This window comes from Clostridium sp. UBA5988 (assembly GCF_002435615.1).
In the GTDB taxonomy this organism is placed as follows: Bacteria; Bacillota; Clostridia; order Clostridiales; family Clostridiaceae; genus Clostridium_J; species Clostridium_J sulfidigenes.
Genome location: NZ_DJBA01000033.1, coordinates 1 through 23,795 on the forward strand (window position 1 = coordinate 1; position 23,795 = coordinate 23,795).

At 31.8% G+C, this 23,795-nt stretch carries 25 protein-coding genes; 14 read left to right on the forward strand and 11 right to left on the reverse strand.

What is annotated here, in order from left to right:
• Positions 1-84: 84 nt before the first annotated feature.
• The 8 genes from B3J31_RS08925 to B3J31_RS08960 all read right to left on the reverse strand — a co-directional run bounded on the left by B3J31_RS08925 (position 85) and on the right by B3J31_RS08960 (position 5,371).
• Complete coding sequence (locus B3J31_RS08925) at positions 85-1,455, reverse strand: HAMP domain-containing sensor histidine kinase (protein ID WP_346873897.1); 1,371 nt, start codon at positions 1,453-1,455, stop codon at positions 85-87.
• Positions 1,452-2,138 carry a response regulator transcription factor gene (locus B3J31_RS08930; RefSeq protein ID WP_346873898.1) on the reverse strand — a complete coding sequence of 229 codons (687 nt, stop codon included), beginning with the start codon at positions 2,136-2,138 and terminating at the stop codon, positions 1,452-1,454. Before B3J31_RS08930 ends, B3J31_RS08925 begins: the two co-directional genes overlap by 4 nt.
• Positions 2,139-2,169: 31 nt before the next feature.
• Positions 2,170-2,424, reverse strand: coding sequence for a hypothetical protein (locus tag B3J31_RS08935; protein WP_125136560.1), 255 nt, complete (start codon positions 2,422-2,424; stop codon positions 2,170-2,172).
• 13 nt (positions 2,425-2,437) lie between these two features.
• Positions 2,438-2,620 carry an SHOCT domain-containing protein gene (locus B3J31_RS08940; protein ID WP_125136561.1) on the reverse strand — a complete coding sequence of 61 codons (183 nt, stop codon included), beginning with the start codon at positions 2,618-2,620 and terminating at the stop codon, positions 2,438-2,440.
• 42 nt (positions 2,621-2,662) lie between these two features.
• Complete coding sequence (locus tag B3J31_RS08945; RefSeq protein WP_346873899.1) at positions 2,663-3,049, reverse strand: hypothetical protein; 387 nt, start codon at positions 3,047-3,049, stop codon at positions 2,663-2,665.
• Positions 3,050-4,110: 1,061 nt separating this feature from the next.
• Positions 4,111-4,242 carry a hypothetical protein gene (locus B3J31_RS08950; protein WP_346873900.1) on the reverse strand — a complete coding sequence of 44 codons (132 nt, stop codon included), beginning with the start codon at positions 4,240-4,242 and terminating at the stop codon, positions 4,111-4,113.
• A 46-nt stretch (positions 4,243-4,288) separates the two neighbouring features.
• The gene (locus B3J31_RS08955) at positions 4,289-5,062 is read right to left on the reverse strand and encodes a SpoVG family protein (protein ID WP_346873901.1); all 774 of its coding nucleotides are present in this window, start codon (positions 5,060-5,062) and stop codon (positions 4,289-4,291) included.
• Positions 5,063-5,143: 81 nt separating this feature from the next.
• Positions 5,144-5,371 carry a hypothetical protein gene (locus B3J31_RS08960; RefSeq protein WP_346873902.1) on the reverse strand — a complete coding sequence of 76 codons (228 nt, stop codon included), beginning with the start codon at positions 5,369-5,371 and terminating at the stop codon, positions 5,144-5,146.
• 409 nt (positions 5,372-5,780) lie between these two features.
• Between B3J31_RS08960 and B3J31_RS08965 the strand changes: the two genes are divergently transcribed.
• The gene (locus B3J31_RS08965) at positions 5,781-6,047 is read left to right on the forward strand and encodes a hypothetical protein (RefSeq protein WP_346873903.1); all 267 of its coding nucleotides are present in this window, start codon (positions 5,781-5,783) and stop codon (positions 6,045-6,047) included.
• Between the two features lie 305 nt (positions 6,048-6,352).
• Here the strand turns inward: B3J31_RS08965 and B3J31_RS08970 are convergent, their stop codons facing one another.
• Positions 6,353-6,859, reverse strand: coding sequence for a ferritin-like domain-containing protein (locus B3J31_RS08970; RefSeq protein ID WP_346873904.1), 507 nt, complete (start codon positions 6,857-6,859; stop codon positions 6,353-6,355).
• 592 nt (positions 6,860-7,451) lie between these two features.
• On the opposite strand from B3J31_RS08970, the gene B3J31_RS08975 reads away from it, so the two are divergent.
• From B3J31_RS08975 to B3J31_RS09035, 13 genes are all read left to right on the forward strand, one after another.
• Positions 7,452-8,111, forward strand: a complete 660-nt coding sequence (locus tag B3J31_RS08975; protein WP_346873905.1) for a CPBP family intramembrane glutamic endopeptidase — start codon at positions 7,452-7,454, stop codon at positions 8,109-8,111.
• Between the two features lie 98 nt (positions 8,112-8,209).
• Positions 8,210-9,523: an erythromycin esterase family protein gene (locus B3J31_RS08980; RefSeq protein ID WP_346873906.1), complete on the forward strand. Its 1,314-nt coding sequence runs from the start codon at positions 8,210-8,212 to the stop codon at positions 9,521-9,523.
• A gap of 125 nt (positions 9,524-9,648) precedes the next feature.
• Positions 9,649-10,206 carry a glycerol-3-phosphate responsive antiterminator gene (locus tag B3J31_RS08985; RefSeq protein ID WP_346873907.1) on the forward strand — a complete coding sequence of 186 codons (558 nt, stop codon included), beginning with the start codon at positions 9,649-9,651 and terminating at the stop codon, positions 10,204-10,206.
• Positions 10,207-10,455: 249 nt separating this feature from the next.
• Positions 10,456-11,952, forward strand: coding sequence for a glycerol kinase GlpK (gene glpK, locus B3J31_RS08990; protein ID WP_150845408.1), 1,497 nt, complete (start codon positions 10,456-10,458; stop codon positions 11,950-11,952).
• 26 nt (positions 11,953-11,978) lie between these two features.
• Positions 11,979-12,422, forward strand: coding sequence for a GNAT family N-acetyltransferase (locus B3J31_RS08995; RefSeq protein WP_346873908.1), 444 nt, complete (start codon positions 11,979-11,981; stop codon positions 12,420-12,422).
• Positions 12,423-12,601: 179 nt separating this feature from the next.
• A complete protein-coding gene (locus B3J31_RS09000; protein ID WP_346873909.1) occupies positions 12,602-14,029 on the forward strand; it encodes an NAD(P)/FAD-dependent oxidoreductase in 1,428 nt (475 codons plus the stop codon).
• Positions 14,030-14,041: 12 nt separating this feature from the next.
• A complete protein-coding gene (locus tag B3J31_RS09005) occupies positions 14,042-15,292 on the forward strand; it encodes an FAD/NAD(P)-binding oxidoreductase (protein ID WP_346873910.1) in 1,251 nt (416 codons plus the stop codon).
• Between the two features lies 1 nt (position 15,293).
• Positions 15,294-15,653, forward strand: a complete 360-nt coding sequence (locus B3J31_RS09010) for a DUF1667 domain-containing protein (protein WP_150845412.1) — start codon at positions 15,294-15,296, stop codon at positions 15,651-15,653.
• 97 nt (positions 15,654-15,750) lie between these two features.
• A complete protein-coding gene (locus B3J31_RS09015) occupies positions 15,751-16,086 on the forward strand; it encodes a hypothetical protein (RefSeq protein ID WP_150845413.1) in 336 nt (111 codons plus the stop codon).
• A 94-nt stretch (positions 16,087-16,180) separates the two neighbouring features.
• Complete coding sequence (locus B3J31_RS09020; RefSeq protein WP_035134771.1) at positions 16,181-16,690, forward strand: methylated-DNA--[protein]-cysteine S-methyltransferase; 510 nt, start codon at positions 16,181-16,183, stop codon at positions 16,688-16,690.
• A 124-nt stretch (positions 16,691-16,814) separates the two neighbouring features.
• Entirely contained in the window at positions 16,815-17,747 is a 933-nt protein-coding gene (locus B3J31_RS09025) for a M15 family metallopeptidase (protein WP_346873911.1), read from the forward strand.
• Positions 17,748-17,782: 35 nt separating this feature from the next.
• Positions 17,783-18,901: an amidase domain-containing protein gene (locus tag B3J31_RS09030; RefSeq protein ID WP_346873912.1), complete on the forward strand. Its 1,119-nt coding sequence runs from the start codon at positions 17,783-17,785 to the stop codon at positions 18,899-18,901.
• Between the two features lie 70 nt (positions 18,902-18,971).
• Positions 18,972-19,919, forward strand: coding sequence for a type I phosphomannose isomerase catalytic subunit (locus tag B3J31_RS09035; RefSeq protein WP_346873913.1), 948 nt, complete (start codon positions 18,972-18,974; stop codon positions 19,917-19,919).
• A 64-nt stretch (positions 19,920-19,983) separates the two neighbouring features.
• On the opposite strand, the gene B3J31_RS09040 is transcribed toward B3J31_RS09035, so the two are convergent.
• Both B3J31_RS09040 and B3J31_RS09045 read right to left on the reverse strand, forming a co-directional pair.
• On the reverse strand, positions 19,984-21,840 hold the full coding sequence (locus B3J31_RS09040; RefSeq protein WP_150845418.1) for a S8 family serine peptidase: 1,857 nt from the start codon (positions 21,838-21,840) through the stop codon (positions 19,984-19,986).
• A 3-nt stretch (positions 21,841-21,843) separates the two neighbouring features.
• Positions 21,844-23,730, reverse strand: coding sequence for a S8 family serine peptidase (locus B3J31_RS09045; RefSeq protein WP_150845419.1), 1,887 nt, complete (start codon positions 23,728-23,730; stop codon positions 21,844-21,846).
• Between the last annotated feature and the right edge of the window lie 65 nt (positions 23,731-23,795).

Here is a 23,795-nt window from a genome sequence, read left to right on the forward strand (position 1 = left end):
TCACAACATCATTATGAGCGTGCTGCTCATTACAAGTCTGGCACACTCATAGTATATACAATATTTTAGTATATATAATTTTGATTATCTTGGTATTGTCAATATGAATTTACTACCTTTAGTTAAATCAGATTCTACAATAATTGTACCATGAATGATTGCCATATTTTCATTTGCTACATAAAGGCCAATACCGTCTCCTGCCGATCCAATTGATATATCCTTTTTATAATAGGCGTCAAAAATTTTAGCTTGATCTTCTTTACTTATTCCCGGACCGTTATCTTCTATTGCTAAGATAATACTATCAGAATTTACATGGTAGGATACAGATACATTACCATTTGGTTCAGTAAATTTATACGCATTCGTCAGTATGTTGTATATAGCCTGGCTTAATCTATATTTATCCGTTTTTATCGATACTTTTTCGTGATCTGTGATTTTAAAATCTATTCCTTTTTTTTCAAATTGTGCTTTTAAACCATTAACAATCTGCTTAACGAGCTGGCTAAGTTCAAATTCTTCGATATTTAATGTCGTTTCCAATTTTTCTGTATCAATCATACTGCTCATATTTGTAATAATAGCTGTAATGTTCTCAATCTGATTTTCACATACCCTGATTTCCTCAGGAACCATATCAATTACCCCATCCTCGATTCCTTCCAGATGTGTCCTTAAGATGGTTAGAGGCGTCCTAGTCTGGTGTACCAGCTGATCAATAAGAGCTTTCCTATTTTTCTGTTTCAACTTTAACCTTGATTGTAATGTTTGCAAGCTCTGTTGGATTACTCTAATTTCTTTCACTTTTGACTGACGAGAGGGTGTATCATTTCCAATATCAATATTTTGTGCCATCTCGGCAGTCTGAATTAAATCCTTACTCATCCGATTACTAATAATCATTCCAATAATAACTGCAAATATAAGCACGATACCGATGGAGTATAGGCTATTTTTCAAAAGAGACGATTGAAACATCCATGTCGCAAATGAATTTTCAGCTGAACTATATTTTGTAATGTTAACTTGGCCTATTACTGTATTACCATAGATGATCTCGGTATGGTCCACTTCCTCATACTGAGAGTCACTCATTCTCCCCATCATATTACCCATCATGCCACTCATCGTACCACTTGTTACATATGATTGAACATCCGCACTTACATCAGTTATTAAAACACCGTTATTATCATATACCTTTATTCTGGTTATCGGATCCACAAGATGAGTTTCTAACTCTAAAGCTATCTGATTTTCAGAATAATTTTCATCTTTTAATGCTCCTGATAAGTATTCTACAATCTGATTTAAATGCTTATCATAATTATCTTTCATATAATCTTTGAAGTACTGATTTGTTAAAGTACTTAGAATCAATGAGTTAATAATGACAGATAGAATTGCTATTATTACAAGTACCAGAAGCCACTGTTTTTTTATCGTCATATCTCCTCACCTCCAAATATATAACCTGCTCCATACTTTGTAATAAGTATTTTGGGAGTTTTCTGATCATCCTCTATTTTTTGTCTGATTCTCTTGATAAAGCTATCTATGTTTCTGTCGTAGCCTTCATAATCATCTCCATATGCCAGTGTAATTAACTGCTCTCTGGTCAAAATCTGCCCTTTGTTTTTGAATAAGACAAACAACAGCTTATATTCAGCTGTTGTAAGTGTTATTTCATTTCCGTTTTTCAACAATTTCATTCCTTTGGTATGAAGGCTTAAATCTTTAAAATGATATACAATTTCATCTGTTTCATTGTATATTCGCTTTAGAAATACCTGGATCCGCTTCATCAGTTCTCTGGGGCTGAAGGGTTTTATTACATAATCATCAGCTCCGATCTCGAAGCCTTTTAGACGATCTATTTCTTCTTGCTTTGCCGTGAGCATAATCACAGGCACATCCGATATTTTTCTAATTTCCTTTAATACCTCAAACCCATTAACACCCGGCATCATTATATCCAACAGGACAAGGTGAAAAATCTGATTTCCAAACAATTCGAGAGCTTCAAACCCATTGCTTGCTACTGCTACTCCGTAACCCTCTTTCGTGATGTACTTCATTACTATATCACTAATTTCTTTTTGGTCTTCTACCAACAAAATTTTGTAAACCATCTTTTCACCCCGTCCAGTATTTATAATTCTTCTATTTCTTATTTATTATATCTTTTCGCCTGAGATACTCTTCTTCCGTGATGTCGCCCTGCACATATTTCATTTTCAAATTCTCTGATGCAGCATCATACGATGTCTTTTTCTTACTATTATAAACTACAAAATAGAAAAGTAAAGAAATTGTTATTATCACTCCTAAGGTAGTCAGTATTCCCCATCCATTGTTCATAAATCTAAAGCAGCTTGCACTTCCATAATATCCATTACTAAAATATCCGTTCATCATAAAGATTCCTCCTTTAATATCTTATTGTTTTTTTCATTCTCTCAAAAGTTTCTTCATTAATTTCGCCGTTTACATAGCGTTCTTTCAACATATCTTCCGGTGAGTGGTCATTATGAAACGTGGTCTTTGTTGTTTCATGATCACGAAACCAATAGAAAATTACCGCAATTATAAGAATCCAAAAGAATATCATCATATTATTTTACCTCCTGTGTTTTTTTAGCCTTTACAAAATGATTTATCTATAGCAGCCAGCTGCACTACCCATGGAATTATACCTCGCAATCGTCCCTTCTTTTCCGAAACTATTCATCATCCCGACCATATTTGTATAACCATAATCATTCATAATATCAAGCATCTTTTGATAATCCTCATCTGAAAGATTATTCATGAAATTATTCATGTCTGTGTAATTACCATTTTTCATATCCTGGACTAAGTCACCATATCCGTACTGCTCCATCATACTGTACATAGAATTTCCTATGGTACTATTGTTGATGTCGCTACTACTAATCTCCGTAACATTCCTATTACTGTTATTCTCCTTTGCAAATGCAATGGTGGTTGTTCCTAACGCCAGAACTAATGCCGTTCCTATTAGTAATTTTTTGATAATCATATTATTGATCTCCTTTTCTTTGTTGGATGTTTATTTGCTTCGTTACTATATTTATATTTTAGGTTATAATTATGGTTGAAATATGGACAGAAAATAAATTCATTCAAACAGACTGTCATAAAAGATTTAGTATCCTTTATGACAGCCATGCATTATTCATTTTATTCCTTTAATTATAAAAAGTCTTAATTGTGGTTTTATCTAATTATTTTCTCACAAGACTTCTTTGTATTTCTACAACAACATTCATTCAAATTTCTTTTGATATTTTAAGCGCCCTTCCAAATTTATTTTAATTCTACCTTTTTGATACCTTCCTGATAACTCTCATATATTTGCATCACGAATATCATATCAATAACCATGTGCAGGTGTAAATTCCATAATTGATCCCCTTCGGGTCAAAAAACGGAATTTAAATTTTCACTTTACGACACGATAAAAAAATGCTCATTCAATTCTATCTCAGATATATCTTTAAACCCACAATTTTAAGTTCCTTTATTTCATCATTTACTATCTAACCTATGATTAACTGGCGGACCCCAATCACTTTCTCTCTTTATCCATTCGACAACAGCAATTTTCCCACCGTTAATTAGGATACGTTTTATTTCATTAAGAAACTTGATTTTGTCATCAATTTCATGCAAAACAGTGCAAACAAATGCATACCCATTACTGGCGATGTTGCTCCAGAAGCCATAATCAGAGCGGAGGATAGTGCAGGTCCGATACAGAGAGTCTATGCAGAACTAAAGGTAAATCCCATAACAAGTGCTATGAGAGTTTTCTTCACACTCTCATAGTACTTGTTTTCACTTAAATCAAGCAAATTTGGTGAATTCAAATTTGCGCCTATTTAATAATCATTACTGCCCATGATTAGCACTAGTTTATAGAATTGCTATCATTCAAGCAGAATGGAGTATATAAGAATAATTACTCATATACTCCATTTTCATTTCCCTTGTTGTTTTAATCCACCAAAAGAACAGCATGCTTTTTAGACATGTTCTCAATTAGTTATCGTTTCATACTATCTGTTGTAAAAATTCTGTCTATGTTGCCGATTCAAAGATATCATTTGCTTTATTCTTCATCTGATTTTCTTTCAAAAGCCTAATTAGCTCCATTACATTCTCATCTTGCGTCAATGTAGTATTCATTTTCTCCATATAACTTTCCTCCATTCTATAGGAGGCGATGCTTGCGCACCGCCTAAATCATTAGTATCTTTTAACGAAACGGTGTCTCTCTATCTGGTTGTCCGCCACTCACTACCACCTTGTCTTGTACCTGTACCTGTGTCGCAGTTTCCAGCTTATCCTTCGCCTCCTGATATGACGAAATTAATTCCCCATACAATTTCTCACGAAATTCCTTTGTTACTGGATAACAAACATCCTGATAGACCGGCTTCTGATTCTCATCCACCTGTTTTGTACGATAAGATGGCATTGCAATAAATAAACTCTCTTCTTTTCCTTGAAGAATGGACACATTATTTACAATAAAGCAATCCTCAAAATAAATGCGTGCTAATCCTCGGACATTACTTCCTTCTCTTTCAAATGGAGTTACTGAAACTGAAAAACTTGGAATCTCTGTTCCCTCCTGACTCTTCACCTCTTCAGCTTTATCTGCACACTTTGCCTTCTCAAAAGCCTCTAAGATATTGTCATAAAGTTCCTCACGAAATTCTTTTGTAATAGGATTACATACATCCTTATATACATTTGCACCCTTTTCATCTTTATCACTGGATTTGTAGCGTGGCATTGACACAAAAAGCTTACCCTCATTACTTTCCAAAATTGCAATATTGGAAATTTTAAAATGTTCTCCGATGATTAATGTTGCAAAACCTCTTAGGTGTGATGCATTTTCTCCTTGTTGCATTTCATTACCCTTAATCTCATTTGCTCTAATTGAATACTTCATAAAATCCTCTCTTTCTGTATGCTTCTGGCATACGTAAAAATATTTTTTATTAAAAAGGGACTGCCACAATGACAATCCCAACTACAATAAATATTCCTGCTATAATTTTTTAATTGCCTAATCTAATGACTAAAACGTGATAGTACATGACTACCTCCTCATATTATCCGGTCCAGTTAAGTAGTCAGTTCCTCGCTCTGCCACATTACTATCTGGTACCTCATTACCCTTTGTTTCCACACCATTCAAATCAACATCTTCCACCTTGCTGTTTTCAAGATCCAGCTCTGCATTTAACGCAAACTGCCTTGCCAGTTTATCTTTAAGCTCTGTTTCATACGAAAATGGCTTTTCGTACTCCTGCTTCGACTGTTCCATATCCCGCTGATACTGGTCTACCTTCTTAATCAGAAATTCTTCATTTTCAGATAACCAGGGTTAAGTAAATATAGAGTTAAGTTATTAAGCTAGTTAAAATTTATTACATCTATTGTATATTACTTCGAACAAAAAAATCAACCAAAGGCGAATGTAGTTTTCGTATTTATCCCCAAACAAGGTGCTTAATTTTTTTATAGTATTAAAATTAACAAATAACTAATTAGGCATTAACAGCGCAACGAAATGGAATATGTTGATGGAGAAGCTAGATATAGTGGAAGCCAAGAGTGGGTAGCTACTTCTGTTTTAGCCTATTTTTGCTTCATAATAAATAAAATTTTTTGAAAAATTTTATAAGTAGAGCAGAATAGTGATGATTTGAATTATACGTAAAGGAGTTATAAGCATGGATTTAGTAATAATCATGTTAATCCCATATATTATTGTGTTAGTATTACAAATTTTCTATAAAAAAAAGCATTTAAAAAATGGCAAGAAAACAGATAATATAGAGCATTTAGTTATTGTTGTATTTGGAAATAGCACGTTGGCTTATGTGTGTTCAAATTCTGACTTTACAGATATTATGCGTACGACAATAATAGGGATTTTTACAGTTCTGTATGTAATATTTTGGGTTGTTTGTTTAGGCATAGATAATAAAAAAAATTAGTAATCTTAAAATTGTACTGTGAAATATATTGTAGTAAAGCTCCTAATATTAGATATATGTTTGTATATTATCTAATGAGGAACTTTTCTTTATAAATTAAATGTAATAATAGTTAATATATACTGTAAGTACTTTAATATTATAAAGTGAGATAATTAATTAAATGCGGTTAAATGCTAGTAATATCAAGAGAAGAAATAGTAAAGAAGCAATAAAAGAAGAGTATTTTGATTAATGAAAAAGAACCTATTACAGAGTGATTATATACATTCTGTAATAGGCTCTTTTTAATTCAGAACAGTAGCCTACCTTCTTCTACAGACTTCATTATAAAGTAAAACTAAAGTTTTAATGTGAACTTCTTCATCCTTTACTATTCTTTCAAGTATTTCTCTGACCTTTTCATCTTTAATTAATTTTATAGTTTCTTTATATTGTCTAATGGTAGCTTTTTCACCGTCTATATCTTCACGAAGCATGGAGGCTAGATTTGAGCTATATTCAATAAATTTAGGTGACCAATGTCCTTTATTAATTTCAAATCTAGGATTTCCACCAAGAGCTATGATAAGTTTCCCCAAGATTTCTAGGTGCTCCAGTTCTACCCTAGCTATATCCTTTAAGCAATGGGATACATCTTCAAATTTTTCAGACATAGCTAGGCTGTGATATATATATTGATTTACAGAAGTAAGTTCTGAAATAGCACCAGCGTAGTTAATTTGTATTAAGTGTACATAAGATTTATTTTTATACTTGCAACCTATTTCTGGATAAGGTAAATCTGCTTTATATATATTCTTAGATTCCATAGCATATCTCCTTAAAAATTTTTACCATATATAATATGGGGATGAATATATTTTAGTGAGAGTTATTAATTACATAACTAAACTCGGTGGGAATAAATTATTGATCCTGCTAGGGTTTAAAATACTTTTTAAACTTTTAATTATTTTTAAAAGTCAAATATATATAAATGTAGTTTTTATCTAAAAGGCTTAATCCTAGTTGTATAAAAGGTTCAAATGTAATGGAATATCGTAAATGTGGAAGACAAGAAGCTAAGAATAAGGGAAGGAGTATAAGGAAAATGGCAAAGGGAAATTAATGGGAGGATGCCTTGACTATTCTTATATGGAAGTCATATACTTAATTTATAAAATTATACTTTTTAATAAAAAACATATTTAAATTTATAAGAGTTGGTAACTTAAAATCCATAACAGACAGATGTGGGGTTTAGCAATTTAGATCTAGTAATTGAATCTCATATATATTTAAGTCATGCCATGGTAAAAATTCAACTTAAGCTGTAACTTAAATTTATGTACTATTTTTAACTGACAACATTGAAATTAAGCCAACTTAAATTATAAAATACATAAAAAGGGGAGACTTTAGATGAAAATTAACAAAAAAATTATATATCCCATAGCTCTTATAGGTATATATATGGTGTATTTCTTTTTCATAATAAAATACTTATATAATAATGATTTACTTATAGCTGCTAAAAATGTCACTATATCAAATATCGGAATACAATTATTGGGTGATTTTCTAGCTAATTTACTTATTGTAATAATTATTATATCAATTATGCTTAGAAAAAAACAATCATTAAATATAACTGGAACAACGAGAAATGGCAAGATAGTTGCTTGTATTTTATTTGCAATTTATATAGGAATATTTTTTATTAAAGGTGATTTCTCACTAGCAGGTATATATAAACCATTCTTTTTTCTAATTGTTGTAGGATTTTCAGAAGAATTTATTTTTAGGGGATACTTATTTACCGAGCTGAATAAAGAGCTACCTACATATTTAGCCATAATAATTAGTGGTATGATGTGGGGTGCTATGCATGCTACTCTTCCAATTATCGTAAATAACTATTCAGTTACGCGGTCCTTAACTGCTATCTTCTCAGAACTTGGAGGAGGCATTGTGGCTGGAGGACTATTTATTTTATTATATAAAAAGAGTAATTCTTTGATAGTTCCTATTTTAGTACATGCTCTATTAGATTATTGGCCAGTGTTAGTAGGCAAGGTATAATTATTTATCCTAACAACCTATTAAGCTTAAAATGTATACGTTTATTAACGATTATATATTACTTATTAAATTGTTATACTGAAGGGGTGGAACATTTTATGAAAAGAATGAGTCTAAGATTACTATCAATTTTTTTAATACTAGGTATATTATTAACTGGATGTAAGAAAGAGGAGCATTCAATTGAATTCTCTGATAAAAGTTTAGAACAATCACCTGAGAATAGAAAAATCATGCAAGAGTATTTAAAAGAAAATTATAGTGCTATAGATTTAGAAGATGAAAGTGAATTTAAAGATTTAGCCATTATGGATTCGGATATAGAGGGAAAGGAAATCTTTTTAACTGCAGAACTTCATGGGACTAAGGCTAATGAACAGTTAAACACGAAATTCTTAAAATATTTTAAAGAAAAAACAGATTTTAAATACTATTTATGTGAACTTCCCTATAGCGATACTTATTTTATAAATAAGTATTTAGATACTGGGGATATAAAAATTTTAGAAGATATATATAAACCACTAAAAGGAACCTTTGCATGGAATAAAGATGGTTATAACCATTGGAAGAAGTTATATGAGTATAATAATACTCTACCTAAAGAGAGTAGAATAGAGGTTATAGGTGTGGATATAGAACATCAACCAGTTAATGCTTATAAGTTTTTAGTAGATGTTTTACCTGATAAAGAAGCTCCTGAAGAAATAAAAGCAGTAATAGATAAGATTAAAAGTACATTTAATGATTTAGATAAATTTGATGAAACTTTTGCTCAATGTTCAAAGGAATTGCAAAAAGATATTAAAGAGAAGGAAAGTATATACAAAGAGTATCTTGGAGAAAAATTGGCTAGCTTTAACCTTGTAAATTTGAACGTATTAAATCTAATAGAGACATATAAGTATGAGGAACGCATGGACTGGAATAATACTAGAGATAAAATGATGTATGAAAATTTTCAGATTCTTCAAAAGGAATTACCTAAGGGGAAGTATTATGGACAATGGGGACTTGACCATACATTTCAAAGTAAAGAAAAAGGTAAAATGTTGTTTACTGCCTATTTAAATTCTGATGACTCAATATTTAAAGATAAGATTTTAACAGTAATATATAACTATGATAATTGTGAGAAAATGGATATATCAGCAGTTGGTAGTTATCCCACTAATGAGTTGAAATTTGTTTATCCTCAAATCAAGGAAACTAATGATTTATTAGAAGGTAATTTTAATATTTATAAATTAACAGGTGAGGATTCACCTTTTTCTGAAACACCAATGTATTATACTAATAATAATCTAGAAGAGCTAGAAGAACTAGAAGCAAGTATGTTAGATTTTTTTCAATATATAGTTTGTGTAAGAGACTCTAAAGCAACAGAGCCACTTAATGATGAATATAATTAATTGATGATGACTTTAATTATAATTTCTGAGGCTATCAAAATAAAATTTTAGCTGAATTGACAAAAAAATTTAAACATGTAATAATTAAAAAAACATGTTAAAACAGTTCCGAAAGGGAGTTAAGTATGGATTTAATAAAGTTATTAGAGGAAAATCCTATAATAGCAGCAGTTAAGAATGAGAGTGAACTAGATATAGTACTAGATTCAGATGTTCAGGTAATATTTGTCCTATTTGGTGATATACTTAATATTAAAGAAATAAGTGAAAAGATAAATTCTAAAAATAAGATAGGTATCGTTCATATTGATTTAGTAGATGGTATTACTAATAGGGAAGTTGGAATAAAGTACTTAAAGAAAGAAACTCAGTTTAAAGGCGTAATAAGTACAAAACCTCAGATAATTAAATATGCCAAGGCTTATGACTTGTTAGCAATACAGAGAGTATTTATCTTTGATACTCTTTCACTAAATAATGCAATAAAGCATCTAGGAGAGGCCTGTGATGCTATAGAGATATTACCAGGGGTTATACCAAAGGTTATAGAAAAACTTGCAGAAAAGTCTAATAAACCTATAGTCGCTGGAGGACTTATTGAAAGTAAGGAAGAAATAATAACAGCTTTAAAATCAGGAGCAACCTGTGTATCTACTACAAAAGAAGAAATTTGGGCTATGTAGGCTAAGAGTGATGAGAGAGGCTACATAAGACTAGAATGCTAGTTTTATGTGCCTTTTTATTATTGATAAGGATGATTTTATCCGATGACTACCAGCTCTAATACTCCCACCTTCTTCAAAGTGGGAGTAAAGAGCTGTTACGTCCCTGGATAACGATTTCTAAGCTTCAGAGGGAGTAAAGACTCCCTCTGAAGCAAAGAATTCTGTTTAAACACAGATATTTAAGTAATTTATGGATGGAGGATTAAAATGGCAGATTATATAATTGCATTAGATCAAGGAACTACAAGTTCTAGAGCTATAATTTTTGATAAGGAACAAAACATATTAGGGGTGAGTCAAAAGGAATTTACACAAATATATCCTAAAGAAGGATGGGTAGAACATGACCCCATGGAGATATGGAGTAGTCAGTACTCTATGCTTCAAGAGGTTATGGCAAAGTGTAATATATCACAAAAGGATGTAGCTGCTATTGGAATAACTAATCAGAGAGAAACTACTATTGTATGGGATAAAAACACAGGGATGCCAATATATAATGCAATTGTATGGCAATGTAGAAGAACAGCTCATATATGTGATGAGTTAGTAAATCAAGGATTTAGTGAATATATAAAAGAAAATACAGGGTTATTAATTGATGCATATTTTTCTGGAACAAAGATTAAATGGATTTTAGATAATGTGGATGGAGCTAGAGAAAAGGCTGAAAGAGGAGAACTTTTATTTGGAACTGTAGATACTTGGCTAGTATGGAAGCTTACCAATGGAAGAGTTCATGTTACAGATTATACTAATGCTTCAAGGACTATGCTATATAACATTAAGGAATTAAAATGGGATGAAACAATATTAGATATATTACAGATTCCTAAATCTATGTTACCTGAAGTTAAAAATTCCTCAGAGGTATATGGTCATACTAACTTAGGTGGAAATGGGGGAATTAGAGTTCCTATAGCTGGAATAGCAGGAGATCAACAGGCAGCTTTATTTGGTCAGGCGTGCTTTGAAAAAGGAAGTGCTAAAAATACTTATGGTACAGGATGCTTCTTATTAATGAATACAGGTGATGAGATAATTAGAAGTAAAAATGGATTAATAACTACTATTGCCATAGGGATAGATGGAAAAGTTCAGTATGCTCTTGAAGGTTCTGTATTTGTTGGAGGAGCAGTTATCCAATGGCTTCGAGATGAATTAAGAATGATAACTGATGCTGTGGATACCGAGTACTTTGCTAATAAGGTAGAGGATAATGGGGGAGTATATGTAGTTCCTGCTTTTGTAGGACTTGGAGCACCATACTGGGACATGTATGCAAGGGGAGCTATCTTTGGATTAACCCGTGGAGCTAATAGAAATCATATTATAAGAGCCGCCTTAGAGTCTATAGCCTATCAATCAAAGGCTGTTATTGATGCCATGTCTGAAGATGCTGGCTATAGAATTGAAAAGCTAAAGGTAGATGGAGGAGCAAGTAGAAATGGATTTTTGATGCAATTCCAATCAGATATTATATGTCAAGAAGTTACTAGACCAATAATATCTGAAACTACGGCCTTAGGGGCTGCATATTTAGCTGGTCTTGCAGTAGGTTTTTGGAAGAGTAAAGAAGAAATTGCAGAGAAGTGGTTTGCTAGTAAGACTTACACGCCAAACTGCGATAAAGAGACTTCAGAGAAACTTTATGCTGGATGGGAAAAGGCTGTGGCAAGGACTAGACAATGGGAAGAAGATTAGTTAAATTTATTTTATGGAGGTAGGCTATGGAAATTAAGATAAAGAAATTTAATGAATTAACCACAGAAGAGTTGTATAAGATTTTAAGAGTAAGGAATGAAGTATTCGTAGTAGAACAAACTTGTATTTATCAAGATTGTGATAATAAAGACTATGATTCATATCACTTGTATGTAGAAGAAGGAAATGAAGTAGTAGGATATTTGCGAATAGTTAATAAGGGAATCTCTTATGATGAGATATCTATTGGAAGGGTATTAGTTAAGGAGACTCATAGAAACAAAGGTCTAAGTAGAAAAATCATGTTAGAAGCTATTAAGTTTATAGAAGAGAAACTTAATTCTACTGAAATTAGATTATCAGGCCAAGTTTATATAAAAGGATTTTATGAAAGTCTTGGGTTTAAACAAGTATCAGAAGAATACTTAGAAGATGATATCCCTCACGTAGAAATGTTATATAAAAAATAGATTTGACCTTTAAGTTTAATAACTAAAGAGCAGTTTCATGGACACTTTTTTAAAAAAGTGATATACTATTAATATAAATGAAATATTAGTGCTGATAAGAGATTTAGAGACAAGCACAAAATAAGGAGTTATATCCTTATTTTGGCTTGTCTTTTTTGCGATTAAAGGAGGAAATTTTAATGTATGATATAGCTATAATAGGTGCTGGAGTAATTGGAGCTTCAATATTTAGAGAACTTATGAGATATGATTTAAAGGTAGCAATAATAGATAAGGAAAATGATGTTTCCATGGGGACAACTAAGGCAAATTCAGCCATTGTCCATGCAGGCTATGATCCTAAGGTAGGAACTTTAATGGCAAAGTATAACCTTAAGGGTAATGAGATGTTTGAAGAAATTTGTAATGAGTTATCAGTACCTTTTAAAAGAAATGGCTCTTTAGTAATTGGATTTGATGAAGAAGATATGGAAACTATAAAAGAGTTATATGACAATGGAAATAAAGTTGGTGTTAAGGGACTACAAATTTTAAATAGAGATGAAGTCCTGGAAAAAGAGGTTAATTTAAGTGATAAGGTTATGGGTGCACTATATGCACCAACAGGAGGAATTGTTGGTCCCTTTGAATATACAATAGCTCTTGTGGAAAATGGAGTAGAAAATGGTGGAGAGGTTAAATTAAATAGACAAGTAATTGGTATAGAAAAGAAAGAACATTTTATTATAAATACAGCTGAAGGTGAAGTTATAGAAAGCAAATATGTTATTAATGCAGCAGGAGTCTATGCTGATAAAATACACAATTTAGTTTGTAAAGAAACCTTTAAGATAAATCCTATTAAGGGAGAATATTTTGTTATGGACAAGAGCCAAGGTGATGTAGTTAGTCACACCATATTTCAATGTCCTTCTAAACTTGGGAAGGGTATATTAGTGACACCTACAGTTCATGGAAATTTGTTAGTAGGTCCAGATGCAGAAAGTGTAGAGGATAAAGATAATGTTGCAACTACAGCTGAAAACTTAGAGTTTATTAAAAATACTGCTGTGAGAACCACAGATAAAATTAATTATAGAGAGAGTATAAGAAATTTTGCAGGACTTAGAGCAAATCCAGATTGTGGAGATTTTATTGTAGGAGAAGCTAAGGACGTAAAGGGCTTTATAGATGCAGCAGGAATGAAATCACCAGGTTTGTCTTCAGCACCAGCGGTGGCTTTAGATGTGGTAGAAATTCTAAAAAATTCCGGACTTAAGGCTGAGTTAAAAAACAATTTTAAAAATACTAGAAAGCAAATTAACTTCATGGAATTATCTAGTGAAAAAAAGGCAGAACTTATAAAAAAGGATAGTCGATATGGAAAGATAATCTGCAGATGTGAAAGTATAACAGAAGGTGAAATTATAGATAGTATAAAGAGATCCTTTGGAAAAGTAACCCTAGATGGTGTAAAGAGAAGATGTAGACCGGGTATGGGAAGATGCCAAGGTGGCTTCTGTGGTCCTAGAGTTCAAGAAATAATTGCAAGAGAATTAAAGGTTCCAATGGAAGATATAGTTCAAGAAAGCCATGGCTCATATATTTTAATTGGAAGAACTAAGTAGGAGGAAACATTTATGTATGATTTAATAGTAATAGGTGGAGGTCCAGCGGGACTTGCAGCAGCTTATGAAGCTTATAATAATGGAGTAGAAAAAATACTAATAGTAGAGAGAGATAGAGAACTTGGAGGAATATTAAATCAATGTATTCATAATGGCTTTGGACTTCATACTTTTAAAGAAGAGCTTACAGGGCCTGAATATGCTGAAAGATTTATCCATATGATAAGTGATACTAGGGTTGAAGTTAAGCTTAATACCATGGTATTAGAAATAAAAGAAAATAAAGAGATTCATATGATAAATGAGGAAGATGGATATTTAATACTAAAGGGAAAAGCTATCATTCTTGCTATGGGATGTAGAGAAAGAACTAGAGGAGCTATAAATATGCCAGGGGATAGACCTTCAGGAGTGTTTACAGCAGGAGCTGCTCAAAGATATATCAATATGGAAGGATATATGCCAGGAAAGGAAGTTGTGATTCTAGGATCAGGGGATATAGGTCTTATTATGGCAAGAAGAATGACTTTAGAAGGTGCAAAGGTTAAGGCTGTAGTAGAGCTTATGCCTTATTCTAATGGACTTAATAGAAATATTGTTCAGTGCCTAAATGATTATGATATTCCCCTTTATTTATCACATACCGTAACTAAAGTTGTAGGTAGAAAGAGATTAGAAAAGGTGGTAATTGCTAAAGTAGATGAAAACAAAAAGCCAATAAAAGGTTCTGAAATTGAGTTTCATTGCGATACTTTATTATTATCTGTAGGACTAATACCAGAAAATGAGTTATCTTCTAAGGCTGGTATTGATAAGGATAGAAGAACAAATGGACTTATAGTGAATGAAAGCATGGAAACTTCTGTAGAAGGAATATTTGCCTGTGGAAATGTAGTACATGTTCATGATTTAGTAGACTTTGTTAGTGCAGAATCTAAGCATGCTGGATTTTGTGCTGCCAAATATATTAAAGGTAAAGATGACAAGGGGAGTTATGTAAATATAATAAATGGTGAAAGAATTAATTATACAGTTCCTCAAAGATTAAATGTAGAGGCTATAGAAGATAAACTAACTGTATTTATGAGAGTAAATAATATATATCATAATAAGAGGCTTGTGGTTAGATGTGGTGATGATATAATCGCTAGCTTTAAAAGAAATCACTTAGCACCATCGGAAATGGAAAAGATTTTACTTAGCAAAACTCAATTAGAAAAGATTACAGGAGATATAATAATTTCTCTAGAGGATGGTGAATAATATGATAAAAGAATTAATTTGTATAAGTTGTCCTATGGGATGTCATTTAAAGGTAAATGCTGAAACAAAAGAGGTTACAGGAAACACTTGCAAAAGAGGTGAAATTTACGGGATAAATGAAGTAACTAATCCTGTAAGAGTTATAACTACCACAGTAAAAGTTAAAGATGGTGAGTTCCCTGTTATACCAGTAAAAACAAAAACACCTATTCCTAAAGAGTTAAATTTTAAAGCTATGGAAGTATTAAATTCTATAGAAATAGAGGCTCCAATTTCTATGGGAGATATCATAGTGAAGGACATTCTAGGCACTGGAGTAGATGTGGTGGCTACTAGAAACTTAAAGAAGAATATAGAGTAGGTTAGTAAATATATTTTTAAAATAATATAGATTTAGAATAATAATTTATAGGTTGGAATAATATATTTACAATGAAGCATTTTTAAGGTAGGAGTATATGGCACAGAGAAGAATTATTGAAAGTTATGGAAGAGATCTAGGTTTTACTATAGATCAGTTATGTAGACTTATAGGTTCCTATAAAATCTTAGTTGATACAGCAAGCAGTGTAAACTGCATTACCATTGCTAATAAAAGGGACATTAAAGATGCCCTCAAAAGAGCACAGGAAGTTGGTTGCTTAATAGATGAGCTTATAGATGTTTTAGATTGTAGTATATGTACCTGGGGCAACTATATGAAATTAAAAACTGAGTATATAAACTCTAGATTAGATTTATGCCTCATAGAAACCGAAGTAGAAGAAGAAATCAGATTACAATCATCACCATAATTATATAAAATATGTTATAAAGTAATTGAGAAGATGTTAATATATATATTAACATCAGTAAGAACTCTGTTTATAACGAAAGTGAGGGAATTTTATGTGGTATGATTACTTTGACTCTATTATAGGAACTATATATGTGGTTATGGATGAAAAGGGCGTTGTGAAGATAGAGCTTTTTCAAGATGGATGGGAAGAATACTATAACCTTAATAAGGGAAGTTTAGAGCATAATAAAGAGAGGTGCTTAAGGGCTATAACTCAATTAAAGGAATATTTTAATGGTGAAAGGGAAGATTTTAACTTACCATTGTCAGTAAGGACTACAGAATTTAGAAATAAAGTTTGGCAGGAACTTATAAATATACCCTATGGAGAAACTAGAAGTTACAGCGATATTGCTATAGCAATTGGAAATCCTAAAGGTGTAAGAGCTATAGGTGGAGCCAATAGAGCAAATGAATTTCCTATAATAATTCCATGTCACAGAGTAATTGGAAAGAGTGGAAAATTAGTAGGATATGCAGGAAATCATACGGATATAAAAAGTAAGCTTTTAGAATTTGAAAAAAATAATAAAGATAATTTATTAAAAAAAACTCATTAATTTACCAGTCATAAATAATTGTATATTTACACAAAATAGGCTAAAGGATATTTTTAGCCTATTTTTTATTTTAAATAACACCGTAAGTGATTTTTGTGTTAGGTTCTTTGCTAGGAGGATATATATGAAAAAGTTTTTTTTATATGGAATTATAATTTTAACTATATTAGTTACTTTTGTTAGTAATACAAAAGTATTTGCAGAGGATATAGAAGAGAATAATGAAGTTAATTACAATATTACAATGAAACAAGATATTCTAACTTTAATGATGGCATATCCGGAGTTCATAACTGGAGTTGAAAAAAGTGAAGAAGGAAAGGTATTTGTAATAACAGCTTCAGGAAAGAAAATACTATATGATGATAAAGAATCTAAGGACTTTAACGGAAAAATGGATAATGCAGATCTTCAAGATATACTAGAAGATATATATCCTCTTACTATGCCTGATAAACTTTTAGATATAAATAGAGATCCAGGTAGATTTAGAAATTATATTCTTTTAAATGAAGTTTATGGAGGTAGTGAAAGAGAAGTATCATCTAACCTTATAAGTGTTCCTGCACCCTATAAAAACTATCAATTTAATAAAAATAATGGAGCTGCAGAAAGTTTAAAGAAGGCTATGGAGGAATTAAAACAATTATCATTAGGTAATGGAGCTGTATCATCCCTTTTAAATCCTATTAATGGAACTTTTAATTATAGAGTTATATCAGGTACAGGTAAGCTGAGTCCTCATGCTTATGGAATAGCTATTGATGTTAATAGTAATCCTAGTGATTATTGGAAGTGGGCATCTAGAGATGCTGGAGAAAAGAGGATGTTATCCTATCCTAAGGAGCTAGTAGATACTTTTGAAAAAAATAACTTTGTATGGGGTGGAAAATGGGGTCATTTTGATATTCTTCATTTTGAATATAGACCAGAGGTATTAATAAAAGCAAAATACTTTGGAGAAACCTTTAAGGAAGATATGGATTGGTTTGGTGAAGTACCAAGGGATAAAAAAATAGATAATTATATTAACATTATTGAAGGAACTTTAAATTAATAATTAACTAAAGAGCTAAAATGAGGAGGACCTTTATGAACATTATAAGATCCATAAAAAAGATACTTACATGGAAGTTGATATTTGGAATATTACTAGCTATTATTATTGCAAATATTTTTTTTTCTAGAGCCAATGCTGAAGATGTAGATGAAGAAGTAAAGCTAGAAATTAAGAACTTCATTGAAGAAACTATTGCAAAGCGTAATAGAGCCATTGTAACTGGAGAAGAGGAAAGCATTAAGTCCGTTTATGATATGGGAACTAAGTATGGTACATGGGCCTATGAAAATGAAGAGAAAAAGATGATTTATCTTCACAATTGGGAACAGAAACAAGGGGTTAAAATTACAGAAATACTTCCTAAGGTGGTTGTAAATCGTATAAGTGAAAAGGATAATGGATTCAAAGTTAACTTTACATGTTCTACAGAATATAGGTATGTTTATGAAGATAGACCAGAAGAGGTCAATGCAGCTAGGATAGGGACTTATCATGTGCTTACTTTAATAAATAAAGGAGACAATTTCTTGATAAATAAGGAGTGGTATACAGATCCATTTGCAGATTCTTTAAATCTAGAAAAATTAAAAGTAGATGATGTAAAAGAATTTATTTTAGCTCAAGAACCTAAAGATTTTTCAAATTTAGATGAAAGAAGGAAAGCATCTGTAGAATATGCCAATAAATATTGTGGAGCAGCTACTGAAGAAGAATTTGGTTATAAATACAATAAAGATTATAGAAATTTTAATCCAGAAGGTGGAGATTGTGCTAACTTTGCTTCACAGATATTGCATGAAGGTGGTAAATTTAAGAAAAATTCATCATGGAATTATTCTAAAGGAGAAGCTACAGCATCTTGGGTAAATGCGGATAAATTTAAGAGTTACTTTGTATATAGTGGAAGAGCTTCAGTAATAGCTCATGGAACCTATGATAAGGTATATAAAGCCTCCTATCAGCTTATGCCAGGAGATTTTGTTGCTTATGAAAAAAAAGGTGATATTAAACATATATCTACTGTAACCAATGCAGATTCTAGAGGTTATGCTTTAGTTACTTGTCATAATACTGATAGAAATGATGTACCTTGGGATTTGGGTTGGAGTGATAAAAATATTAAATTTTGGCTTATAAGAGTTCATTATTAAAAATATTTAATTAACCTTATTAGGATACATAGCATACCTTAAAATATAAACATTTATATTAGAGGGCAATATGTATCCTATTAAATTTTCAAATTTATATTATGAAAAAATTTGGGGAGGAAGAAAGCTAGAAGATTATAGAACAAATCTTCCTAAAGGAAACATAGGAGAAAGCTGGGAAATTGCCTGTCATAAAAATGGAATGAGTATTATTAGTAATGGAAAATATAAAGGAAAAGCACTTATTGAAATAATTAAGGAATATAAAAACTTAATTGTAGGAGATAAGATATATATAGATAAATTTACAGATAGGGATTTTCCACTACTTATAAAGATTATAAATTCTAATGAGAATCTATCTGTGCAGGTACATCCAAATGATAAGTATGCTCATAGAGTAGAAAATGATAATGGTAAGGTTGAGGCTTGGTATATTATAGATTGCGAAGAGGGAGCAGAAATAATTGTTGGTACAACAGGATGTACAAAGGAAGAGTTTAAAAGAAGTTGCACAGAGGGTACTGTGGAAGGTTGCATGAATAAAATAGCAGTTAAGCCTGGAGAATTATTTTTAATAGAACCTGGATTACTTCATTCCATAGGAAAAGGTATATTACTAGCAGAAATACAACAAAATAGTGATATTACTTATAGAGTTTACGATTATCACCGAGGAAGAGAACTTCATATTGACAAAGCATTGGATGTAGTTAATTTCAATGGTGGGCCTAAGAGCTTATGTATAAACAATGATTTAGTAATACAAAATCATATGAAATCAGAAAAATTTAATATAGATATATACAATATAAAAGGAAGCTATAGTGAAACTAGTGATAAAGACAAGTTTTTTGTATTTACCTGTGTAGAAGGTAAAGGTAAAATTAGCTTTGTTGATGAAGGACTTAGAAAGTTTATTGATATATCTATTTTGGAAAGTTTTCTAATACCAGCATATTTAGGTGAATATATTTTAATAGGTGATATGAAGTTAATAAAAAGCCATGTATTTTAAAGCAAAATAGCCCTAGACTTATATAGAGAAAGCTATATGAGTCTAGGGCTATGTTAATGAAGAACTACTCATTATACCTTAATCTACTCAATAGACTTACTGGTAGTGAAGTTTCTACATTATCATCAAATTTCCTAGAAAGGTTAGCAGGTTGTGAAGTTGGACTGATAAGTGGTGCTAACTGACCTTGTTGAGAGTAAATTCCTCTGATAGCATCAAAGACTCCTCGCATATCCAGAATACCATAGCCCCAAAATTCATTGGGATAGACCTCATTGGGTCTTTTTCGAGTTCCTCTAATTAAAAAAGTTTTTATGCTTTCAGAAGATAATATAGGAATGTTTCCTTCAGTGATACTCCATTGATAAAAAAGAGCTATAGCACCAGCAAGCACTGCTGTGGCAGCACTAGAACCTGATATAGTAGCTGTAGTGTTATTTAATCCAGTAGTTAATACATTTATTCCTCCACAGGTTATTTCAGGTTTTATTTTATTATTTGAGGTAAATCCAACTCCAGAATTTGAACCTATAGTATTAGTATTTTGGTTATAAAATGCAGTGGTAACAGCTAAATTACTAGTAGAAGGTATAGTGAGAGTTGTAAAGTTGTCTGGATTTAATAGTGCTGTACCAGGTTTAGATAAAGGTCTTTGATCAATCCAAACATTAAATAAACCATTTACTATATAATCTCCATATAAACTTATATTCCATACACCTGGAGCAATGTTTGAAAAAGTTAAAAATATTAGCTGATTACCGGATACAATTTCAGGTAAATAGTAAACTATTCTAGTAGTAGTATTTTCATATAAAAAACTAAGGTTTGCACTTTGACCAATCTTTACAGGAATTCTGGGAATTACCTGTCCACTAGGAGAAGTTAAACCCAAAGACATTTTGTCTGGGTAGGCACACCATATTGCTATATTTAAATCACCTTGATCTGGATCTACTGAAAATTCCACAGATTGAGTTTCTCCAGTATTAGCTATATATCCAGAAGCATGAGTTTCAGAACCACCTTGATTACCTGTGCCTAAAGCAAAGGTCACTGTGGCAGAAAAAGAATAGTAATCAATGAGTTCCTCTAGAGCATTAGTGCCATCGTGAGCGCCTAGGTTGCTGCTAACAGGTAGAAATATAACCATAGGTCGTAGGTATATAGAACGTTGACGTAAAAGATAAACCATAGCTGTAGCTATATCTGTATTATGATAAACTGGAGTGCTAGGAGTAGATGGAGCTACTGTATCTTCTATCTCTTTTATAGGTCTTAGTTTAACAGATATAAAATCACAGTTTGGAGCTGCTCCCTTTATATCTCCATATCCTCTAGCACCGATTATACCTGCACATTTAGTTCCATGACCATTGGTATCTATCTGTGGAACTATAGAATAGGGATTACCACCTGATTTGCTTAGAGCAATAGCTTCATTTATTTGTTCTTGGGAATATACACTACCATAACCGATACCAGATGGTGCAAGTCCAGTGGCATCAGTTTGGTCCCAAATAGATAATATCCTAGAGGTATCGTCTTCTCTAGTAAACTCTGGATTTAAGTAATCTATACCAGTATCGATGGTGCCTACAATTACACCAGTTCCTGTTAAATCTATAGGATTATCTTCAGAGAATTGAACTATGTTAGAAGTTTCTAAGGGGGACAGTTGTGTAAGTATAAAGTCATTAGGTGGCTCAATTATATTAACATTAGATAGAGATACAATTAAGTTTTCGTATCCAACTTCTACAAATATAACAGCCATATATGGGGTTAGGATTACAACACTAGCTTGAGGTATTTCAGCAATAGAAGCTACTATATTACCAGTATAGTAAATTATAAAGCTATTGTACTGTAAAGGGTTATCTAATTGTTGGGTTACTTCTCTTAAATCTTTTAGATTCATGAACTAATCCTCCTTATATATATCATCTATTCTTCTATATAATTCTATAGGCATTTTTATAGATGAATTAAGTGGTAAATAATTTTCATAGGAAGAGATATGGTCATTATAATTTCTAGGTAGACTAGATGATCTAAGATTTTCAAAGGAGCCTAGAAGATTTAGCATACCATAGCCCCATTGAGGGTTTGGATATATATCACCAGATCTTTTACTAGTTCCACGAGTTAAATAGGAAATAATAGAAGGACCATATATATTGTGATCATTACCAAGGACTATGCCCCATTCTAGGATAAGAAGTGCAGCACCACAAAGTACAGCTCCAGCTACAGAACCACCAGAAATTATATTGGTTTCATTATTTAGCCCTGTAGTTAATGCCGTAACACCACCAGTAGTTAAGTTAGGTTTAATTCTATTATCAGCAGTAAAGCCTCTACCAGATTCTACAGCTATAGTATTGTTATTTTGATCGTAGAAAGATGTGGTTATGGCTTTTCTAGCATTGGCAGGAGCTTGTAAAGTTGTGTATGGATTAGGATTAATTACTCTAGTGGTCAACTGTATAAGAGGTCTTTGGGGTAGCCACATATTATATTGACCATTAACTATATACTCTCCTTTGAGTCTCAGTTGCCAAAGTCCAGCTTTAGGATTTTGTATAGTTATATATACAGCCTCATTGCCAGTGGAAAATTCGGCACTGGTAAAGGCGATACTAATTACACTTTTTTCAAGGATAAGAGTGACTTGCTCAAACTTATAGGCTACTAGCTGAGGTTGAACAGGTTCCGCAATTTCACCATTAGGAGAAACTATAGATATAGATATTTTATCAGGTCTTTGAAGCCATAGCATAAGAACTAAGTTATCTTCATTTAGCCCTACAATAATTTCTATAATTTCTAAGGAGTTGGTCTTTAAAAATCTACCATAGCCATGGGTTAGACTAGCCCCTTGGTTACCAGTATTAGTAACGAATACAAGCCCTCTTCGCGATGAAAAGAAATCAATATCTTGTTCTATGGAAGATAAACCTTCGTGTCCACCCCAATTTGTTCCAGTAGATAATAAAACACTCATTGGTTGTAATAAATTTCTATCATTATAATTTATTACAAATCTTACACCTAAATAAATATCAATACCTTCAAAAATTGGAGTGCTTCTTCTATTGTTAATTCCAATTAATTTAAGATTACTGTTTTTTGCTTCCTTAAGCTTTACAATTATAAATTCACATTCAGGAGCGCTTCCGATTATACCATCTAGTCCTCTTGCACCGACTAAACCAGCCATATTTGTACCATGGCCTATTTCATCTCTTGAAGGGACTATATCATAGGGATTACCACCTTCAGCAGAAGCTTGGATAGCCCTATTTATATCATCACGACTATAAATTGTACCAAAAAAGGCTATATCATCATTAGTATTTGTATTACTTTCAATAGTTTGATCCCATATTGCCGCAATTCTTGTAGTTCCATCTGGATATTGAAATTGTGGATTCAAGTAATCTATACCAGTATCAATAATTGCAGCTATTGTGCCTTCTCCTGTAAGGTTTAAAAAAGTTTCTCCATGAAATTGTGTTATGTTAGCAGCATCTACTGGTTGGATAGCTGTAAGAGTATATGGAAAGCTAACATCTATAATTAGATTATCTGTTATTCCTGAATACTTGGTAATAAAGTCCATGTAATTACCAGCACGAACCACTACAATATAATCTATTTCAGAAACTTTAAAGGCACAGGCATAATCTATATCATTAAGGATGCTAACAAGATCCCTATCATATTGAACAAATAGGCTTATATAATCTTCACTAAGATAGGCTTCTTTACATGAATCAATTTGTCTAGATGTATTTAAATTATTCATCAATAAACTTACATCTCCTAAAACTTACTTATATATCTATATTATTCTAAAGGATATAAAGTAGT

What these genes read in the sequence shown, in the direction of transcription:
- B3J31_RS08925 (WP_346873897.1), bottom strand. Translation starts at nt 1,455, where the DNA reads ATGACGATAAAAAAACAGTGGCTTCTGGTACTTGTAATAATAGCAATT.
- B3J31_RS08930 (WP_346873898.1), bottom strand. Translation starts at nt 2,138, where the DNA reads ATGGTTTACAAAATTTTGTTGGTAGAAGACCAAAAAGAAATTAGTGAT.
- B3J31_RS08935 (WP_125136560.1), bottom strand. Translation starts at nt 2,424, where the DNA reads ATGATGAACGGATATTTTAGTAATGGATATTATGGAAGTGCAAGCTGC.
- B3J31_RS08940 (WP_125136561.1), bottom strand. Translation starts at nt 2,620, where the DNA reads ATGATGATATTCTTTTGGATTCTTATAATTGCGGTAATTTTCTATTGG.
- B3J31_RS08945 (WP_346873899.1), bottom strand. Translation starts at nt 3,049, where the DNA reads ATGATTATCAAAAAATTACTAATAGGAACGGCATTAGTTCTGGCGTTA.
- B3J31_RS08950 (WP_346873900.1), bottom strand. Translation starts at nt 4,242, where the DNA reads ATGGAGGAAAGTTATATGGAGAAAATGAATACTACATTGACGCAAGAT.
- B3J31_RS08960 (WP_346873902.1), bottom strand. Translation starts at nt 5,371, where the DNA reads ATGGAACAGTCGAAGCAGGAGTACGAAAAGCCATTTTCGTATGAAACA.
- B3J31_RS08965 (WP_346873903.1), top strand. Translation starts at nt 5,781, where the DNA reads ATGGATTTAGTAATAATCATGTTAATCCCATATATTATTGTGTTAGTA.
- B3J31_RS08970 (WP_346873904.1), bottom strand. Translation starts at nt 6,859, where the DNA reads ATGGAATCTAAGAATATATATAAAGCAGATTTACCTTATCCAGAAATA.
- B3J31_RS08975 (WP_346873905.1), top strand. Translation starts at nt 7,452, where the DNA reads ATGAAAATTAACAAAAAAATTATATATCCCATAGCTCTTATAGGTATA.
- B3J31_RS08980 (WP_346873906.1), top strand. Translation starts at nt 8,210, where the DNA reads ATGAAAAGAATGAGTCTAAGATTACTATCAATTTTTTTAATACTAGGT.
- B3J31_RS08985 (WP_346873907.1), top strand. Translation starts at nt 9,649, where the DNA reads ATGGATTTAATAAAGTTATTAGAGGAAAATCCTATAATAGCAGCAGTT.
- glpK (WP_150845408.1), top strand. Translation starts at nt 10,456, where the DNA reads ATGGCAGATTATATAATTGCATTAGATCAAGGAACTACAAGTTCTAGA.
- B3J31_RS08995 (WP_346873908.1), top strand. Translation starts at nt 11,979, where the DNA reads ATGGAAATTAAGATAAAGAAATTTAATGAATTAACCACAGAAGAGTTG.
- B3J31_RS09000 (WP_346873909.1), top strand. Translation starts at nt 12,602, where the DNA reads ATGTATGATATAGCTATAATAGGTGCTGGAGTAATTGGAGCTTCAATA.
- B3J31_RS09005 (WP_346873910.1), top strand. Translation starts at nt 14,042, where the DNA reads ATGTATGATTTAATAGTAATAGGTGGAGGTCCAGCGGGACTTGCAGCA.
- B3J31_RS09010 (WP_150845412.1), top strand. Translation starts at nt 15,294, where the DNA reads ATGATAAAAGAATTAATTTGTATAAGTTGTCCTATGGGATGTCATTTA.
- B3J31_RS09015 (WP_150845413.1), top strand. Translation starts at nt 15,751, where the DNA reads ATGGCACAGAGAAGAATTATTGAAAGTTATGGAAGAGATCTAGGTTTT.
- B3J31_RS09020 (WP_035134771.1), top strand. Translation starts at nt 16,181, where the DNA reads ATGTGGTATGATTACTTTGACTCTATTATAGGAACTATATATGTGGTT.
- B3J31_RS09025 (WP_346873911.1), top strand. Translation starts at nt 16,815, where the DNA reads ATGAAAAAGTTTTTTTTATATGGAATTATAATTTTAACTATATTAGTT.
- B3J31_RS09030 (WP_346873912.1), top strand. Translation starts at nt 17,783, where the DNA reads ATGAACATTATAAGATCCATAAAAAAGATACTTACATGGAAGTTGATA.
- B3J31_RS09035 (WP_346873913.1), top strand. Translation starts at nt 18,972, where the DNA reads ATGTATCCTATTAAATTTTCAAATTTATATTATGAAAAAATTTGGGGA.
- B3J31_RS09040 (WP_150845418.1), bottom strand. Translation starts at nt 21,840, where the DNA reads ATGAATCTAAAAGATTTAAGAGAAGTAACCCAACAATTAGATAACCCT.
- B3J31_RS09045 (WP_150845419.1), bottom strand. Translation starts at nt 23,730, where the DNA reads ATGAATAATTTAAATACATCTAGACAAATTGATTCATGTAAAGAAGCC.